11 protein-coding genes are annotated in these 18,776 nt (G+C 39.9%); 7 read left to right on the forward strand and 4 right to left on the reverse strand.

The annotated features are described in order from the left end of the window. Positions 1 to 17: 17 nt before the first annotated feature. The 3 genes from purE to ACJG85_RS05465 all read right to left on the reverse strand — a co-directional run bounded on the left by purE (position 18) and on the right by ACJG85_RS05465 (position 2,311). Entirely contained in the window at positions 18 to 503 is a 486-nt protein-coding gene (gene purE, locus ACJG85_RS05455; protein WP_295338562.1) for a 5-(carboxyamino)imidazole ribonucleotide mutase, read from the reverse strand. Positions 504 to 575: 72 nt separating this feature from the next. Further along, entirely contained in the window at positions 576 to 1,736 is a 1,161-nt protein-coding gene (locus ACJG85_RS05460; RefSeq protein WP_409680223.1) for a 5-(carboxyamino)imidazole ribonucleotide synthase, read from the reverse strand. 41 nt (positions 1,737 to 1,777) lie between these two features. Next, entirely contained in the window at positions 1,778 to 2,311 is a 534-nt protein-coding gene (locus ACJG85_RS05465) for a hypothetical protein (RefSeq protein WP_412477111.1), read from the reverse strand. A gap of 97 nt (positions 2,312 to 2,408) precedes the next feature. Here ACJG85_RS05465 and hpt point away from each other — a divergent pair, with 97 nt between their 5' ends. The 5 genes from hpt to ACJG85_RS05490 all read left to right on the forward strand — a co-directional run bounded on the left by hpt (position 2,409) and on the right by ACJG85_RS05490 (position 8,445). After that, a complete protein-coding gene (gene hpt / locus ACJG85_RS05470; RefSeq protein WP_412477112.1) occupies positions 2,409 to 2,939 on the forward strand; it encodes a hypoxanthine phosphoribosyltransferase in 531 nt (176 codons plus the stop codon). A gap of 95 nt (positions 2,940 to 3,034) precedes the next feature. Further along, the gene (locus ACJG85_RS05475; protein ID WP_409680215.1) at positions 3,035 to 3,607 is read left to right on the forward strand and encodes an adenylate kinase; all 573 of its coding nucleotides are present in this window, start codon (positions 3,035 to 3,037) and stop codon (positions 3,605 to 3,607) included. Between the two features lie 143 nt (positions 3,608 to 3,750). Then, on the forward strand, positions 3,751 to 4,977 hold the full coding sequence (locus ACJG85_RS05480; protein ID WP_409680340.1) for a hemolysin family protein: 1,227 nt from the start codon (positions 3,751 to 3,753) through the stop codon (positions 4,975 to 4,977). A 67-nt stretch (positions 4,978 to 5,044) separates the two neighbouring features. Next, positions 5,045 to 6,079, forward strand: a complete 1,035-nt coding sequence (obgE, locus tag ACJG85_RS05485; RefSeq protein ID WP_412465101.1) for a GTPase ObgE — start codon at positions 5,045 to 5,047, stop codon at positions 6,077 to 6,079. Between the two features lie 215 nt (positions 6,080 to 6,294). After that, positions 6,295 to 8,445, forward strand: coding sequence for a S46 family peptidase (locus tag ACJG85_RS05490; protein WP_409680209.1), 2,151 nt, complete (start codon positions 6,295 to 6,297; stop codon positions 8,443 to 8,445). Between the two features lie 98 nt (positions 8,446 to 8,543). On the opposite strand, the gene ACJG85_RS05495 is transcribed toward ACJG85_RS05490, so the two are convergent. Next, positions 8,544 to 16,430: a PKD-like domain-containing protein gene (locus tag ACJG85_RS05495; protein ID WP_412477113.1), complete on the reverse strand. Its 7,887-nt coding sequence runs from the start codon at positions 16,428 to 16,430 to the stop codon at positions 8,544 to 8,546. A gap of 259 nt (positions 16,431 to 16,689) precedes the next feature. Between ACJG85_RS05495 and ACJG85_RS05500 the strand changes: the two genes are divergently transcribed. Together ACJG85_RS05500 and ACJG85_RS05505 are read left to right on the forward strand one after the other, a co-directional pair. After that, positions 16,690 to 17,409, forward strand: a complete 720-nt coding sequence (locus tag ACJG85_RS05500) for a tetratricopeptide repeat protein (protein ID WP_409680204.1) — start codon at positions 16,690 to 16,692, stop codon at positions 17,407 to 17,409. 4 nt (positions 17,410 to 17,413) lie between these two features. Next, complete coding sequence (locus tag ACJG85_RS05505; protein ID WP_412477114.1) at positions 17,414 to 18,769, forward strand: UDP-N-acetylmuramate--L-alanine ligase; 1,356 nt, start codon at positions 17,414 to 17,416, stop codon at positions 18,767 to 18,769. Positions 18,770 to 18,776 lie beyond the last annotated feature (7 nt).

The following is an 18,776-nucleotide window of genomic DNA, read 5'->3' on the forward strand; positions in this document are numbered from 1 at the left end:
ATCTCTGTGTAAAAAATTTATTTTTTGAGTTCGTCCGACGATTTATTGACGGCTTCTTTCAAGCTTTCTTTGTAGAAAATGATTTTGTCGAGTACGCATTTGTCGTGACTGCCTATAATTTGTGCTGCTAAGATACCGGCGTTTTTGGCACCGTTTAAGGCCACAGTCGCTACCGGAACGCCGCCCGGCATTTGCAAAATAGACAACACTGAATCCCAGCCATCGATAGAATTACTCGATTTTACGGGAACGCCAATCACCGGTAGCGGACTCATAGAAGCTACCATCCCAGGCAAATGAGCAGCGCCGCCGGCACCGGCTATAATGACCGAAATCCCGCGTTGGTGTGCGTTTTTGCTGAACTCGAATAATTTTTCGGGCGTGCGATGGGCCGATACGATATCGACTTCCGTTTCGATGTCAAATCCGTTTAAGATGTCGATGGCTTCTTGCATAACCGGTAAATCCGATTTGGAACCCATAATGATGGCTACTTTGCTCATGTTTTATTTTTTTTGCCACGAATTACACTGATTAACACCAATTGAATTCGTGCTAATTTGTGAAATTTGTGGCTATTTCATTTCACTTATTACTCTAATACTGTTTTTCACTTCTTCCGCAATCTTTCTGGCTTCGGTCATGTCTTCATTAACAATCGTTACGTGTCCCATTTTTCGGAATGGACGGGTTTCTCTTTTTCCGTAAATATGTGGCGTTACGCCTTCAATGGCCATGATTTTTTCTATATTTTCGTAAACCACTTGACCCGAAAAACCTTCTTCGCCCACCAAATTTACCATAATTCCGGCTACTTTGCTATCGGTATTGCCTAAAGGTAAATTTAATATGGCTCGCAAATGGTTTTCAAACTGCGAAGTGTAGCTCGCTTCTATGCTGTAATGACCCGAGTTATGTGGTCTTGGGGCGACTTCGTTCACCAAAATTTCATCGTCAGCTGTTTGGAACATTTCCACCGCTAATAAACCAACATGATTGAAGGCTTGTGATACTTGTAAAGCAACCTCAGTGGCTTTTTGGGCGACCTTCTCGTCGATGCGTGCCGGACAGATTACATATTCTACTTGGTTGGCTTCGGGATGGAATTCCATTTCCACCACCGGATAAGTTTTGATGGCTCCCGAGGCGGAACGCGCAACAATAACGGCCAACTCGTTTTTAAACGGTACCATTTCCTCCGCGATACATTCTACATCGGGTAAGTTGATCAAATCAAGGGTAGAACGCACTATTTTTACGCCGTTGCCGTCATAACCAAATTGAGCCGATTTCCATACGAAAGGAAACTCTAACTCGTCTTTTTCAAGTGATTTTCTCAAATCGGTTAAATCTACAAATCGTTGGTGTGGTGAAGTCGGAATATGATTGGCCACATAAAAATCTTTTTGTTTGCCTTTGTTTTGAATGAGTCGCAACGTTTTAGGCGATGGGAAAACCGGTAAACCTTCAGCTTCCAATTGGTCCAAAGCATCGAGATTGACATTTTCGATTTCTATTGTCAATAAATCAACAAGTTGGCCAAATTGGTACACGGTGTCAAAATCCATCAAGCTTCCTTTGTAAAAAGCGTGACTCCCAAATCGGCTTGGCGCTTCATCACTGGAATCCAGTACATAAGTTTGAATGTCGAATTTTCGCGTTTCGGCCAAAATCATTTTACCTAATTGACCTCCGCCAAGGATGCCGAGTTTAAAATCGGATGAGAAATAGTTCATTGTAGTAGTTGTGTTTGCGCAAAGATAAGTATTCCGTAAAACTATCGCAATCGTTTTAAAAGGTCTTTCACGGCCGAACGATAACCCGGTGTTTGGTTCTCGAATTCGCGGGACAAGAGCAGTTTCAGTTCCTCATTAATCCAAGCATGCCTTTTGCCCAAAAAGTATAAAGCTCTCATACTATAGGCGGCATTGGCGGCTTTATCGGTTTGGATGAGCCAGTCTAAACAAGCTTCGATGATTTGTTCTTCTTGGGTTTCGTTTAGCTTGATGGTTTTACTTTGGGCCAAAAACAAGCAGATTTTCGACAAAGAGCGAATGGCAGAATCCGAAGTGTAGTGTTTTAAATTTTCGCAAAACTCTGTCAAATGAGGCAAGATAAGGTCCAATTGCTCCTCGAAAATCAATTCCAAGATCCAGCAGGCCTTGTGGTGGTTTTTGTCTTTGGTATTGTAACTGATTTGCAATAAATCCGGCAAATAGTCCGGATGGGCAAAGATGAAATCTTTGTTGTCATCTCGGCTTTTGCGATGGGCTGTGCTGTTGGCTATGGTTTGGTAGTAAGTCGCATCCATTTGGTAAATATATCTATTTTGCAAAAAAGTGTCAATACTTAGTCTTTAATACTTTATACTTCTTTAAATTTGCACCTTATTTTAAAATCAAATCAAAATGATACACTTACATGACAAAACCTTTGAGCCGTTCATTTCTTCTGAGGAAATAGATTTTGCTATTGCCAACATGGCCAAGCAAATGGACGATGATTTTTTTGACGAAGTACCGGTGTTTGTAGGTGTCTTGAACGGCGCTTTTATGGTTTTGAGTGATTTGATGAAAAAATACCGTGGGATGTGTGAAGTCAATTTTGTAAAAATGGCTTCTTATGAAGGGACACAAACCACAGGCGAGGTCAAACAATTGATAGGTCTGAACCAAGACTTAGAAGGTAGAACTATTGTGGTAGTTGAAGATATCGTAGATACCGGAAATACAGTGGAAGAATTGAAGGCCATTTTTAAAGAGAAAAAAGTAAAACATTTGAAAATTGCCACCTTGTTTTTCAAACCGGAAGCCTACAAAAAAGACATCAAAATTGATTACGTTGGCATCAGAATTCCCAACAAATTTATCGTAGGCTATGGGTTAGACTACGATGGTTTGGGTAGAAATTTACCGGATGTTTACCAATTGGCACAGTAAAAAAGTTGTCAGTTGTCTGTTTCGGTTAAAATAATAATCGTAACAAGCAGAATATTTGACTCATAACTTATAATTCATAATTTATAATTACTAAAATGATCAACATCGTTCTTTTCGGAAAACCGGGTGCAGGGAAAGGCACTCAAGCAGAATTTTTAAAAGAAAAATACAACCTGACACATTTGTCAACCGGAGATATTTTCAGATTCAACATTAAAAACAATACCGAATTGGGTCAGTTGGCCAAAACTTTCATGGACAAAGGCGACTTAGTTCCCGATGAAGTGACCATCCAAATGTTGCAAAGTGAAGTGGATAAAAACCCACAATCAGCCGGATTTTTATTCGATGGTTTTCCAAGAACGCTCGCACAAGCGGAAGCTTTGGACCGTTTTTTAGAGGCAAAAGGACAAAACATCACGGCAACCGTTGCTTTAGAAGCTGATGACAATATTTTGGTGGCTCGTTTGTTGGAAAGAGGTAAAACTTCTGGTAGACCTGATGATCAAGATGAAGAAAAAATTCGCAATCGCTACCAAGAATACAACGAAAAAACCGCACCTTTGATGGATTATTATAAAGCCCAAGGCAAATTTCATGCGGTAAACGGTATCGGGACCATTGAGGAAGTAACGGAGAGACTTACAAACGTTTTTGATAGTTTTTAAGTTCCGACTTGCTTGTTTGCTTTGCCAATTCGCATTGCTCGGGTCGAGTTAAACCCGTAACCTTACAACCCAGAACTCGCAAACCATAACAAATGGAAATACTAATTATTCTTTTTTTAATCCTGCTTAACGGGGTGTTTTCGATGTCGGAAATTGCCTTGATATCCGCACGTAAAAACCGTTTGGAAACCGCAGCCAAAAAAGGGAATACCAATGCGAAAGTGGCATTGGATTTGGCCAATTCGCCCAACAAATTTTTATCCACAGTTCAAATCGGAATTACCTTAATCGGAATTCTGACCGGTATTTATTCGGGCGACAAAATCACCGAAGATGTCAAGTTGTTTGTAGAAGGATTTGCGAGTTTAAAACCTTATGCCCATTCGCTTTCCGTTGGGATAGTAGTAGTGGTGCTGACATTTTTTTCCTTGGTTTTAGGAGAATTATTGCCCAAGAGAATCGGATTGAACTATCCCGAAGCTATTGCGAAAGCCGTGGCTGTTCCGATGAAAATGGTTTCCATAGTAACGATGCCTTTTATTTGGTTGCTAACCGTGTCAACTGATTTTGTATTGGATGTTTTCAAGATAAAACCAACTGCCGACGGAAAAGTGACGGAAGAAGAGATCAAAGCCATCATCAAAGAAGGAACTGAAGGTGGTGAAGTGCAGGAAATTGAACAAGACATTGTAGAGCGTGTTTTTCACATTGGCGACCGCAAAGTCAACTCGTTAATGACGCACAGAAAGTCCATAGTTTATTTATCATATGAGGATACTGTGGAAGAGTTGAAAGCGAAAGTGTTAGACGAATTGCACTCGGTTTATCCGGTTTGTAACGAGAATTTAGACGATGTGGTTGGTGTGGTTTTGCTCAAAGATTTGTTTTCCGCTTTTGAGAAAGAAGGGACATTTGATTTGAAAACGATTACCAAAGATCCTGTTTATTTGATAGAGCATACCTCGGCCTACAAAGCGTTGGAGAATTTCAAGAAATCGAAAGTGCATTATGCTTTGGTAACCGATGAATACGGCGTTTTTCAAGGAATTATTACGTTGAATGATATTTTAGAAGCTTTGGTAGGTGATGCAGCCGATTTCTACGAAGATGAGTTCAAATTAATCGCTCGTGAAGACGGGACTTGGTTGGTTGACGGTCATTATTCGTTACACGATTTCTTGACGTATTTCGATATGGACGAATTGATTAACGATTATGATGTGACTACAGTGAGTGGTTTAATCATGACCGAGTTGGGCAATATACCGAAAACAGGGGAAAAACTGATTTGGAATAAATTTGAGATGGAAGTCATCGATATGGATGGCGTAAAGATTGATAAAGTGCTTGTAAAAGCCATAAAAGAATAGTTGAAAGTGCCATTGTCAGTAGAAGGCCTACTGAACATTGAACACTGAACAATGAATACTGAATAAAATGACAGAAGGAAACTTTGTAGACTACGTAAAGATTTATGTTTCTTCCGGTAAAGGAGGTAAAGGATCTTCGCATTTACATAGAGAGAAATTTATTGAAAAAGGCGGACCCGATGGCGGTGACGGTGGAAGAGGTGGCCATGTAATATTAAAGGGGAATAAAGGATTGTGGACTTTATTTCACCTAAAATTCGCGCGTCATATTAAAGCCGGTCACGGTGGCGATGGCGGAAGTTCTCGCAGTACCGGTCACGACGGCGAAGATAAAATTATTGAAGTACCACTGGGAACTGTAGTTCGCGATAAGGAAACCGAAGAGATTTTATTCGAAATTACTGAACATGGTGAGGAAAGAATCTTAGTCAAAGGCGGAAAAGGCGGATTAGGGAACTGGCATTTCAGAAGTGCCACCAACCAAACGCCGAGATACGCACAACCGGGAATGCCGCCGGAAGAAATGGATGTGATTTTAGAGTTGAAAGTGTTGGCCGATGTAGGTTTAGTAGGGTTTCCCAATGCCGGAAAATCGACTTTACTTTCGGTCTTAACTTCAGCCAAACCTAAGATTGCAGATTATCCGTTTACCACACTAAAACCTAACTTAGGCATTGTAGCGTACCGCGATTTCCAGTCGTTTGTTATGGCGGATATCCCCGGAATTATTGAAGGTGCCGCCGAAGGGAAGGGGTTGGGACATTACTTCCTTCGCCATATTGAAAGAAATTCCACTTTGTTGTTTTTGGTACCGGCCGATGCGGATGATATCAAAAAAGAATACGAAATTTTATTGGATGAATTGCGTCGTTACAATCCTGAAATGCTCGACAAAGACCGTTTATTAGTCATTTCGAAATGCGATATGCTCGATGATGAACTGAAAGCAGAACTCAAACAGCAACTGGACAAAGAATTCAAAGGCTTGCCTTATTTGTTTATTTCTTCAGTGGCCCATCAAGGATTAACCGAGTTGAAAGACAAGCTTTGGGAAATGTTGAATGTGGATACGGAAGAACCTGAAAACAGTCACGGTATTTAAAACCAATGCTAATATTAAACAAGCTATCTGAAAAGGTAGCTTTTTTATTTTCTAAAAATAAAGTTAAAATTAACTCAATCGTTATAGTTTTCTAAAGAGTTTTTATCCTTACTCCTTAAAAAAAAGTATATTCGCAATCGTTTTTAGCTTGCTTGCATGAAGTACTTTTGTCTTGTAGGTTACTAACACACAAACTATTAAAACATATAATAACAATGAAGAAAATTATTTTATCCTTAATTGCCGCCATTATGCTTGTTCCTACAAGTGTAAAAGCCGACGAGGGAATGTGGTTTTTGATGTTCATCGAGCGTTTGAATCACAGAGACATGCAAAAAATGGGCTTGCAGTTGACAGCCGAAGAAATTTACAGCATCAATAATCACAGCTTGAAAGATGCCATCGTTCAGTTTAACGGAGGTTGTACAGCAGAGATTATTTCCAAAGACGGTTTGGTATTAACCAACCACCACTGTGGATATGATGCTATAGCTGAATTATCATCGGCAGAAAAAAACTATTTAAAAGATGGTTTTTGGGCCAAAGACCGTAAACAAGAAATGAAGCCATCAAGCTTGTTTGTTCGTTTTTTCGTGAGAATGGACGATTGTACCAAGCGTATTTTGGCTAAAGTAAACCCTTCAATGTCGGAAGCCGACAGAGAAAAAGCCATCAATGCTGAGATTGCGGCTATTGAAAAAGAAAACAACGGCGGCGGAAAATATACCGTTTCTGTTCGTTCTTTTTTCCAAGGGAATGAGTTTTACTACTTCGTTTACCAAGATTACAAAGATGTACGTTTGGTGGGAACACCACCGGAAAGTTTAGGAAAATTTGGTGGTGATACTGATAACTGGGAATGGCCACGTCACACCGCCGATTTCTCTATGTTCCGCGTATATGCTGACAAAGATGGAAATCCGGCCGAGTATTCAGAAAACAATGTGCCTTTACAGCCTAAACACTATTTGCCGGTAAACATTAATGGTGTAAAAGAAAACGATTTTGCCATGATTTTAGGCTATCCGGGAAGAACCAACCGTTGGATGCCGGCAGGCGGAATTGAGCAAAACGTGAAGTTTGCTTATCCGGCTTGGGTAGAAGGTGCCAAAACCGGTATGGATAACATGAAGAAATACATGGATCAAAGCGATGCATTAAACTTGGTTTATGCTTCAAAATATGCTTCAACGGCTAACTATTGGAAAAACCGTCAAGGGATGATTGATGCTTTGACTAAATTCGGCACGGCTAAAACTAAAGCAGCACAAGAAGCTAAGTTTAACGCTTGGGCCAATAAGCCGGCTAATAAAGCTAAGTATGGTAATGTTATTGCTAACATCAATAAGTTTTATGCTTTGACTAATGAGAAGTCAAGACACGATAACTACATGCAACAATTGTTCAGAACCACTTCTTTCGGAACTATCGGAAGAACTTTAGGAAGACAATTGGACGCTTATGTAAAAGCAGATGCTGCCAAACGTGCTCAAATGGCGCCTGCTATTGAAGAAATGGCTACAGAAATGTACAAAGAATTACATATTCCGGCAGAGAAAGACATTTTAGCAGCGCAATTAAAATTATACGCCACCAAGTCAACCGGTTATGCTATTGCACCGGCCGTGAAAAAGATTGGGGACGAAAACGGAAACGATTTCACCAAGTACGTGAATGCTGCCTTCGATATGAGTATCTTCACTTCGTTAGACCGCATTAAAGCATTCTTGGTAATCCCGAGTCAAGGCGTTTTAGATAACGATCCGTTGTATGTGTTGTCAAACGATATGTTGACACATTTCAGCTCAAAATCTGACGAAATTGCTAAGGCTCAAAATGATTTCAGCGCTTCTTTCCGTTTGTTGGTTGAAGGCTTGAGAGAGTCAAAAATCGGGACTATCAAATATCCTGATGCTAACTCTACTTTGCGTTTAACTTACGGAAAAGTTCGTGCTTTACCGGCAGATAAACGAAATGATGCTAAAGTAAACAACTACACCACTTTGGATGGTCAGGTTAAGAAATACAAAAAAGGGGATCAGGAATTCGACTTGCCTTTGAAGGTTTTAGAAATGAACAAAAACAAAGATTACGGACGTTATGCCGATAAAGACGGTTCGTTACACGTTAACTTCTTAACTGATAATGATATTACAGGAGGAAATTCAGGTTCACCGGTACTAAACGGTAAAGGCGAATTAATCGGTTTGGCTTTCGACGGAAACATCGAAGCAATGGCCGGAGACGTGATCTTCGACAGCAAATTACAAAGAACCATTAACGTTGATATTCGTTACGTGTTATGGGTAATTGAGAATTTCTCAGGAGCCAAACACATAGTTGATGAAATGACTTTGGTGAAGTAATTCACTTCTCTTATCAAAATAAAAACGTCCTGAGTAATCAGGACGTTTTTTTATGCATAAACTTTTTTGGATTAATGATATCCAACTAAAGGACTTTTTTATTTAGCCACTTTTATCGGAACAATCAAATCGTTTTCTAAAGTTACTTTAATAACATATACTCCATTGGGATAGTTGAATGTTGTTGAAAGTGCTGCGTCTAATTCATCGTTGACAACAGTATTTAATTTTTTGCCCGACAGTTCATAGATCACAATTTCTTTGATATTTACTATTGATTCGATGTGCAATTGATTGTCTTTTACATAAGCTGTCGCATTATTACCTTCCAAATCTCCGGTTCCAAGAGCATTGGCATTATATACAATTTCAAAACGGTTGTCAAAGGTTCCGGATGAAGTATTAAAGGAATAAGGATTTGCTTTAATGTCATGAATTACATTCAATAGCTTATCTTTTAAATACACATTTTGATTGTTTTCGAATACGCCATCCATATGGTCAATGGCAATGTTGTAATCTCCAGCAGTAGTTACCGAGTACCCTAAAGGAACTACATCATTTTGGTCAAAAGGAAGGGCTTTACCTTGTATCACTAATTTAGAATCATTTACCAGCGAATAGATGTTGATTTCATTAGAGGTAAAGGTGTTACCATCATACAATCGGTCTAAACCATTGCTCGCGCCGGCGACATATCCAATCAATGTTTGTCGGAATTTATTTTGACCGTTAGATAAGTTCACCCAAATTCTGTGTTTTTCAGACAAGGTACTATTGGCATTTCTAAAGAACTGTGCATTACTTCCGGAGATTCTCATACTATTGTCAAATCTAATTTGGCCATCGGCAAAAACCTGCGCAAAGAATCCCTGTCCCGATGAAATTTTTCCGCTCGGTAATAATGAGTTGTTTGAAGGATCACTGGCCGGTGTTGTTCCGGTTGAACCGGTTAAATTCCAACTGGCGTAATCTTGGAAATTATAAGGTCCGGCTCCTGCATAGAATGTTACAGAGGTCCAAAAGAATAAGGTACCGCCCAATTCATTATTGTCAGGATGTGTTAAGAATGCAGTGGCATCAATTGGGCTTGGATACGGATTTGATAATAAAGTAGTATTTCCCGTTACCATAGAAGTCGAATCGTAGCTATCTACAGTTACATTAATCACACCGTTATTAGGAATTCCGTTGAAATTAAAATCGACTGTTCCTGTACCTGTGTTGAATGGTGCTGCATTTCTAACTCTTGTGATGAATCCTTCACCCGGAGCAGTAGTCGTTAGGGGTACCCAGCTTCCGTTCAAAGCACCCGATTGCCATCTGTATTTATAATCAAATTGTGTTGGGATTTGTGAAAACACATTGCCGGCTACCGGTGATCCCCAATAAACATAGGCAAAACGGGTCATTGGTCTGGAAGTTCTGGTGTATTTGATGTTTCCGGTATTAACAGCATTATCATTAATCTGTACCAAACTAGCCCCGTTTTTGATGTTAAATGTTGCCGAATGATATACGCTTACATAATTGGTAACGATTAAGGTATTGGTAGCATTAATATCCAATTTGGCATTAGATAGTAAACTGATACTGGAAGCGAATGCCTCATAGTTAATACCCGAAATGATAGGGTCGTTAGTCACATTAGGAATCACAACACAATGGGCTGCACTTGGTACACCACTTGGTGTCCAGTTAAGAGGATTATTCCAATCGGTACTGATACTTCCATTCCATGTTTTAGCATATGAGGTTATTTCTGTGCAATTGCTAAATGCTATACACTGAACGCCATTCAAGGTAGAAGTAACCCTTACCTGATAATAGGTAGTTTGTGTTACAGGTGTTGGTGTGTAAGTTGCACTTATAGCGCCCGAAATATTGGTCCATGGTCCGGAACAACCTACAGTGCTTCTTTGCCATTGGTAAGTTAAAGTTCCGGTTCCGGTAGCTGGGACAGAAACAGTAAAGCCGGTTGGACTGTCTGAACTGTCACATACGCTTTGGTTACCGTCAATTACCGGTGGTGTAATATTATTTACAAAAACCGTAATAAAATTAGAATTTGCTGTACAACTTGTTGTGTTAATTGTAGCAGTAACCACTCTTCTGTAATAAGTAGTTTGGTAAATTGGCCCTGTTTCATCATAAGCAGGATTAGTGGCACCTGCAATATCTACCCATGGACCGGCACCACCAACCAGGCTCATCTGCCATTGGTATGTCAGATTACTTCCGGTAGCGGCTGTTATTTCAGTAAAGGCATTTGGATCTCCACCATAACAAACTGTTCTGTTTCCTCCAATGGCACCTGCTGTTACCGGGTTTACCGTAACGGTAACACAATTGCTCACAGCAGAACACTGAACGCCATTCAAAGTAGAAAAAGTTACTCGTTGGTAGTAAGTAGTTGTTAATAACCCTGAAGGAGCATCATACGTTGCTGATGTGGCCCCGGATATGTTTGTCCACGGTCCCGAACAACCGGTTGTATTTCTCTGCCATTGGTATGTTAGGGTTCCGGAACCTGTAGAAGGCGCAACTACTGTAAAGGCTGATGGATTATTGCCACACAATGTTTGATTGTCCGCAATCACTCCCCCCGTTACTTCATTCACGGTGACAACAATACAGTTGCTGAAATCGGAACAAGCAACACTATTAAGTAATGAGGAGGCCATTCTGCGGTAATAAGTTGTAACACTTAGCCCTGACGGAGCATCATAAATGGCCGAGGTAGCTCCTGCTATATTGGTCCAACTTCCACTACATCCTGTAGTATTACTTTGCCATTGATAGGAGATAGTCCCGCCGCCTATTGCATTAATTTCTGTAAAAGCTAACGGGTCTCCCCCTGAGCATATGGTTTGATTTCCGGATATTGATCCCGGGTTAATGTTGTTAACGTTTACCTGAATGGTGTTAGAAGTTGCGTAACATTCTTTTCCGTTTACAGTTGAAATCGTAATTCTTCTGAACCAAGTTGTTTGGGTTAATGTTGTCGCATCATAAGTTACCGTTGTGGCTCCCGCTATGTTAGTGAAAGTAACATTATCTGTGCTGATTTGCCATTGGTAAGTCAGATTTAATCCTGTTGCGGCGACAGTTTGAGTAAAAGCTACCGGGTCTCCACCGGAACAAATAGTTTGATTAGTAGCTATAGTTCCGGAAGTAACTGTTGGTGCAATACTAATGATTACAGTCACCGGACTTCCGTTACAGCCATTTGAAGAAGGTGTAATGGTAAATGTTACATTTTGAACAGTAGTTGTATTATTGGTCAGTGCATTGGCAATTGTGAAAATTCCACCAGGGGCTATATTCCCTGAGTTTCCGGAACTAGTGCCTGAAACATTGGTCGTGTTGTTGCGAGTCCACGAGAAAGTCATGTTGGCATCGGTAATATTTCCAGTAACCTGAATGTTGGCACCACTTCCGTTACAAATAGTACTTTCCAATGCATTGGCAGTAGCTACAGGCCTTGGTCTGATAGTTACATTTAAAATTTGAGGCGAGGTACTGCATAAAAAGGCACCGGATGGAGGCCCCGGGAAATTATAAACACTAGGCGTAATAGTAATTTGTGTGGTTACTGTGGCGTTCGTATTATTTTGAGTGGTCAATGGACCAATGTTACCCGTTGAAGTTCTAAAAAACAAGAATGCTGCACCGGTAGTCCCAACAGGTCCTCCTGTACCAGGTGATATAAAGTTTGCATCAGCAGTCCAATTAAATCGAACAGCAGAGGTAGACAGGTGAACCGATGATATCTGTGGTGTAAATGATGTTGAAGGACAAACTGCCGTTGTTGGTGCATTTGTGATGTCAAAGGTAAAGCCTACGTTACTAACTACTTCTACAAAAACAACATTGCTGGTTATGCTTCCACAACTATTATTTATAACTAATCTGTAAAATATGTCATCTGATCCAAAATTAAGGAAAGGAGGTTGGTAAGTGCTACTGTTAGCACCGGTAATATTGGTAAAAGTAATGTTGTCAGAACTGCTTTGCCACTGATAGGTATAGACACCGGAGCCTCCATTCGGCGCCGTTGTAACAGATAAAGCGGCTGGTGTAGATAATATGCAAGCAGTTTGAGAATTACCAATTACAGGAGCAGTAAGAGGTGCATAAACAGTAACCGAAGCAGTAATAGTATTGGAGCAACCATTTCCGGCAGTAACAGTTATAGTAAAGGTTGTTGTTTGACTAACAGTGGTATTGTTTACTAATGTGCCTGTAATAGAGTTACCGGTGCCCGAACTCGGTATCCCGGTCAAATTTGTAGTATTGTTTCTGGTCCAAGTAAAAGTAGTTCCCGATAAATTATTGGCACTACTCAAGGTAATTGAACTTATAGCACTATTGTTACAGATAGTTTGAGTGCTCGGAGTTGCTGTTAAAAGTGGTCTTGGTAGCACTATTACCTCTGTTGTTGTATTGTCTGAAGAACATCCGTTAGCTGTAGCGGTTAAAGTAAATGTAACAGTTTGGTTGCCGGAGGTGCTGTTGTTTAAAACACCCGAAATTGAAGCGCCTGTTCCTGATCCGCTGATGCCGGTAACATTCACAACGTTGTCTCTTGTCCAACTATAAGTAGTACCCGAGATTCCGGAGGCACTGCTCAAAACTATAGGGTTAATTGTGTTCCCACCACATAAGGTTTGAGAAGCAGGAGATCCTACAACTGTTGGTTTAGGATTAACAGTGATGGTAATATTAGATACGACAGTTTGACAACCATTAGCAGAAGCAATTATGCTTATGGTAGTTGTTTGTACCGTATTAGTGTTATTAGTAATTAATCCTGAAATGGTATTACCTACACCATTAATCGGAATTCCGGTTAGATTCATAGTGTTGCTTCTCGACCAAGAATAAGTTACCCCGCTAACATTGTTAGGATTACTAATTACAATAGGATTGATTGCGCTTCCTGAGCAAACCGTTTGGTTATTGGGTGAAGCTGATACAGCAACTGTTGGGTTAACCAAAACAGTAACCAAATAGGGGTCAGAATTACAACCTTCCTCGGTAGTAGCTATAACAGTAAATGTTGTAGTTTGTGGTGTATTGGTTATATTGGTTAAAGAACCTGAAATCGTATCTTCATCATCATTAGATGAAATTCCGGTAACATTTGTAGTGTTGTCGCGTGTCCAATGGAATTCCACTTCTTCAGATACTACAAAAACTGTAGAAAGTGTTACATCGGTAATATCTTCTCCCGAGCAAATGGTTTGAGTGATTGGAGCAGCAGATACAATTGGTTTCGGATTGATAAAGAAAGTTACGGTAAAGGTATTGCCAATACACGTTCCATAGTTAACAGCAATGTTGTAGGTTGCGGTTTGGACTCCATTAGTAGTGTTTATTAAAGTTTGATTAAATGAGGGTGCATTATTCTGTGCATTGGCACCCGTTATGCCTCCTGAAGTTGAAGGTAATCCCCACGAGAAGGTTGATCCAATAGGAACTATATTGCCATTGCCGTTGGTTGGGATGAAGTTTATAGTATCTCCACTACAAACGTATTGTATAGCGTTATTAATATAAGGTTCCGGATTTACATTGATAACCAATTCAAATGTGTTACCCGGACAGGTTCCCACTATCGGAGTAATGGTGTAAGTGGCTGTTTGGATTGCATTAGTGTTGTTTACTAACACATCACTAATTACAGTTTGACCACTTTGTGCTGTTCCTCCGGTCATGCCCCCTGTTACTACCGGAGCAGTCCAAGAGTAAGTAGTCCCTGAAGGTACAATATTTAAAGAAGAGGGCACTCCGTTAACAGGCAAAAAAGAAAAACTTTCTCCACTACAAACGGTCAAGTTGTTGTTCAGAATACTTGGTGTTTCATTAATGGACAACTCCGAATAGTCTGATATAATGGTGCCACAAGTGTTGGTTATATGACAATTGTACTTGGTTGAAACATCTGCTAAACCAACATTGCTTATAGTTAGTGTAGCAGTGTTACTGCCGCTAACTGCAATGTTATCTGTCAAAGGAGTATTGTCGTTGTACCATTGGTAAGTCAAACTTCCACCGCTGGCAGCTACTGAAAAGGTAACATCACTTCCTGCGCAAACTGTTTGGTTGGCAGTGGGTTGGTTAGTAATGCTTGGATTCTCATTAATAATAACTTCTGAAAAATTACTGTTTATCGAGTTGCAAGGCGCTAAACCACTAACAACGCAGTAATAATCATTGCCGCCATCACTAACCGATGCAGCATTTATTGTTAAGGTATTGGTGTTGGCTCCGGAAATTGAACCTCCGTCAGTTAAAGGATTTGAACCTCTAAACCATTGATAGGTCAATCCTATACCTGAAGCACTAGTAGAGATAGAAACATTGCTGCCGGTGCAATAGGTTTGTGTAGTAGCCGGTTGAGTTATTATTGATACGGCTTCATTAACAATGAGAGAAGCCGAATCAGAAGTCACCGATGGAGAACAATCACCACTAATTACACAGTAATAGTCTGTAGAAGCATCAGATAGGCCAATCGGATTGATGGTAAGTGTAGCCGAGTTGGTTCCGAAGACATTACCACCATTGGTTAATGGGGTGCTGCCTCTGTACCATTGATAGCTTAATCCTGCTCCGGTTGCAGTAACAGTAAGGCTTGCCGAGTTTCCCGAACAAAAAGTTTGGGTAGTTGAAGGCTGAGCTGTAATTTGAGGTGCTTCTTGAACACTCACCAAAGAAGTTGTTGCAAAACAACCGGTTGTAGCGTCAGTGTAGGTAAAAGTGGCATTGCCGGAAGTTAATCCGGTTACAGTTCCGCTATTGTCTATAGTTGCAATTAGAGGATGGTTACTGATCCAAGTACCACCCACGGCAGGGCTTAATTGAATAGCATTGCCGACGCAAACAGTATTAGGGCCACTCAAAGCCGGTGCTGTTTGAACAGTTATTGTTGTATTGGCAGTATTAGAACAGTTGTTTCCATCAGTTATAGTATAGGTTATCACAGAAGACCCAGCGGTCAATGCGCTAACTTGTCCAGTTGAATTTACAGTTGCCACACTTGGATTTGCACTACTCCAAGTACCGCCGGTTGTTGTGCTGGATAATATTGTTGAGGTGTTTGGACAAAGGATGGTGTTTCCAGTTATCGGGTTAACAGTGGGTAAGGTATTAACGGTGAAACTTGTTGCGCTGTTTGCAGTTCCGTTAGGTGTAGTGACGCTAATGTTTCCTGTACTTGCGCCATTAGGTAAGACTGCTGTGATTTGTGTATTACTGTTTACTGTAAACGTTGCGGCCGTTCCGTTAAAGGAAACATTGGTTGCTCCTGTAAAATTAGTTCCTGTTATGGTTACAGTGTTTCCTGAATTAACACAAGCATTGTTTGGTGTAAAATTGGTTATTGTAGGTAGTGGATTGGTATAATAAACTGTAATTTCTATGTAATCAACTGAAGCCGTTCTATTATTAGTTGACTCATTAGTTACTCTCAAAAATAATCCGAAATTGGCATTGTTGATATCGGCTTCAGTCCAAGTTGTTCCCCACATGTCTGTAGTTCCTGTGCCATAATTGGCGGCTGACATAGTAGTAGGCCAGTCAGTTGCGGTAGCATAATTGTTTCCTACTAAGGCTGAATTTTTCATTAACCTTACCACATTATCGTCAACACTATTGCCGCCGGCATTAGAGCTGCTTTGTCTCATGATGGTTGCAGTAATACCTGTAATAGTTGCGCCAGTAGGAATACTAAAACCAAAATCTCGGGCTCTAAGGTATCTTGAAGTCTCACTTCCTGTTAAGGCAGCTGTTACGTAATTGGTATCATCAGCAGTGATGTTGCCCAGATTGTTCCAAATTCTACCGGAACCATTGTTTTCTCCTAATCCGGCTATTCGGGTTTGGCTTTGTGAAAAAGCCTCAGTCATGCCAATCAATAAACAGATTGTCAGCAAGAGAAAATTTAGTGTAGTGCGTTTTTGTATATTAAAATCTTTCATGGGGACTAGTATTTTAATTCTGCTACAAAGCTATTTCCAATGCAATGAGACACAAAAAAATTCGGGTAAATTACTTATAAATTCGATTAAATACTCTTTTAGAAGTGTTTAGACTACAATCCTTTTTAAATTGTAAATACCTGAAAAATAAGTGTTTGCAATTAAAAGTGCTATTCACCGATTTGTTTTGCCCTTCATGGATTTTTTTTGGGCTTTATTGAAAAAATTAAAAAAGAAATTTTTCATAAAATGATTACATTTGAAAATCATTTTTTTGCCGATGAAATCCTATTTGGTTTTAATAATCTTCACTTTTTTCTTTTCAAATAATTCAACTGATTTTGAAAAGGCAGAATTGTTATTCAAACAAGCCAAGTACGACCAAGCTAAAGTAGCTTTTGAAAATTATTTAAAGGAAAACGGTAATCATCTCAAAACTTTGGAATACCTGGGTGATATTGAAGGCATTTATAAATCTTGGGACAAAGCCATGTATTATTATGGCAAATTAATTGTTTTAAAACCTAAAGAGGCTAATTATCATTACAAGTATGGTGGTTGTTTAGGAATGAAGGCGAAAGAATCCAACAAGTTCAAAGCTTTGGGCATGATAGACGACGTAAAAGCTTCATTTGAAAAAGCCATAGCCCTTGATCCCGATCATATTGAAGCCAGATGGGCGCTGATAGAACTTTATTTGCAACTTCCGGGTATAGTAGGCGGAAGCGAAAAAAAAGCCCAAAAATATGCCGCCGAGTTGCTCAAAATATCTCCTGTTGATGGTTATTTGGCTCAAGGAAGAATAGCCGAGTATTTTGACCGGTATAAGGAAGCCGAAAAATTTTACTTGAAAGCCATAGCAGTTGGTGGTTCCAAAACAACCTATCAAAAATTGGCCAATTTGTACAAAAATAAAATGAAACAACCCGAAAAAGCCAAAGAGCTTTTAGAAACATACAAAGAAAAAAACAAGCCTTAATCTCATGCGAACACATTTTATTGCCATTGGCGGTGCAGCCATGCACAATCTTGCCTTGGCCTTACACGAAAAAGGATATCAAGTAACCGGAAGTGATGATGCCATTTTTGAACCTTCCAAATCCCGATTGGACAAAAAAGGCTTGCTTCCTCCAGAAATGGGTTGGTTTCCCGAAAGGATTACAGCCGATATTGAAGCAGTTATTCTCGGGATGCATGCCAAAGCCGATAATCCTGAATTGTTAAGAGCACAAGCATTAGGACTAAAAATTTATTCTTATCCTGAGTTTTTATACGAACAATCTAAAAATAAAACCCGAGTAGTCATAGGTGGTTCACACGGGAAAACCACTATTACTTCAATGATTCTACACGTGATGCATTACCACAATATTGAGGTAGATTATATGGTTGGTGCCCAATTAGAGGGATTTGACACCATGGTGCATCTTACACATGATAATGATTTTATCGTTTTAGAGGGCGATGAATACTTATCGTCTCCCATAGACAGAAGACCTAAGTTTCATTTGTACCAACCCAATATCGCTTTATTGTCCGGCATTGCTTGGGATCATATTAATGTGTTTCCAACCTTTGAAAATTATGTCGAACAGTTTGAAATTTTTGTCAATCAAATCACCAAAGGAGGGATTTTGGTTTACAACGAAGAAGATGCTACGGTAAAAAAAGTTGCCGAAGAATCTACCAATACCATTCGTCGAATTCCCTACCAAACACCAAGCTATACTGTGAAAGACGGTGTTACTTTGTTAGACACGCCTGAAGGTCCGATGCCAATCGAAGTCTTTGGCGCACACAACCTAAACAACTTAGCCGGAGCCAAATGGATTTGCCAAAACATGGGTGTGGATGAAGCTGATTTCTATGAAGCCATTGCCAGCTTTAAAGGCGCCAGCAAACGATTGGAAAAAATAGCCGAAGGAAAAGGAAAAGTGGCCTATAAAGATTTCGCGCATTCACCCAGTAAAGTTTCGGCTACTACCAAAGCAGTTAAAGCCCAATATCCCGACAGAAAGTTAGTAGCTTGCCTTGAATTACATACGTACAGCAGTTTGAATGCTGAATTTCTCAAAGAATACGAAGGCGCTTTAAATGCAGCCGATGTGGCCGTGGTTTTTTATTCGCCCGATGCGGTCAAAATCAAACAATTGGAAGAAGTGACTTACGATCAAATTGCGCAGTCTTTCAAACGAAATGATTTAATTATCTACACGAATCCAACAGCGTTCAAAGACTTTTTATTCCACTACGATTTAAATAACTCTGCCTTATTATTGATGAGTTCCGGTAATTACGGTGGATTGAATTTTGATGAAGTTAAAAAGCTGATTCTTTAATTTGAAG

It is taken from the genome of Flavobacterium mekongense (genome assembly GCF_047038255.1).
In the GTDB taxonomy this organism is placed as follows: domain Bacteria; phylum Bacteroidota; class Bacteroidia; order Flavobacteriales; family Flavobacteriaceae; genus Flavobacterium; species Flavobacterium mekongense.

Coding starts and splice junctions, on each gene's coding strand:
- ACJG85_RS05495 (WP_412477113.1), bottom strand. CDS start 16,430: ATGAAAGATTTTAATATACAAAAACGCACTACACTAAATTTTCTCTTG.
- purE (WP_295338562.1), bottom strand. CDS start 503: ATGAGCAAAGTAGCCATCATTATGGGTTCCAAATCGGATTTACCGGTT.
- ACJG85_RS05505 (WP_412477114.1), top strand. CDS start 17,414: ATGCGAACACATTTTATTGCCATTGGCGGTGCAGCCATGCACAATCTT.
- ACJG85_RS05460 (WP_409680223.1), bottom strand. CDS start 1,736: ATGAACTATTTCTCATCCGATTTTAAACTCGGCATCCTTGGCGGAGGT.
- ACJG85_RS05490 (WP_409680209.1), top strand. CDS start 6,295: ATGAAGAAAATTATTTTATCCTTAATTGCCGCCATTATGCTTGTTCCT.
- ACJG85_RS05475 (WP_409680215.1), top strand. CDS start 3,035: ATGATCAACATCGTTCTTTTCGGAAAACCGGGTGCAGGGAAAGGCACT.
- hpt (WP_412477112.1), top strand. CDS start 2,409: ATGATACACTTACATGACAAAACCTTTGAGCCGTTCATTTCTTCTGAG.
- ACJG85_RS05480 (WP_409680340.1), top strand. CDS start 3,751: ATGTCGGAAATTGCCTTGATATCCGCACGTAAAAACCGTTTGGAAACC.
- obgE (WP_412465101.1), top strand. CDS start 5,045: ATGACAGAAGGAAACTTTGTAGACTACGTAAAGATTTATGTTTCTTCC.
- ACJG85_RS05465 (WP_412477111.1), bottom strand. CDS start 2,311: ATGGATGCGACTTACTACCAAACCATAGCCAACAGCACAGCCCATCGC.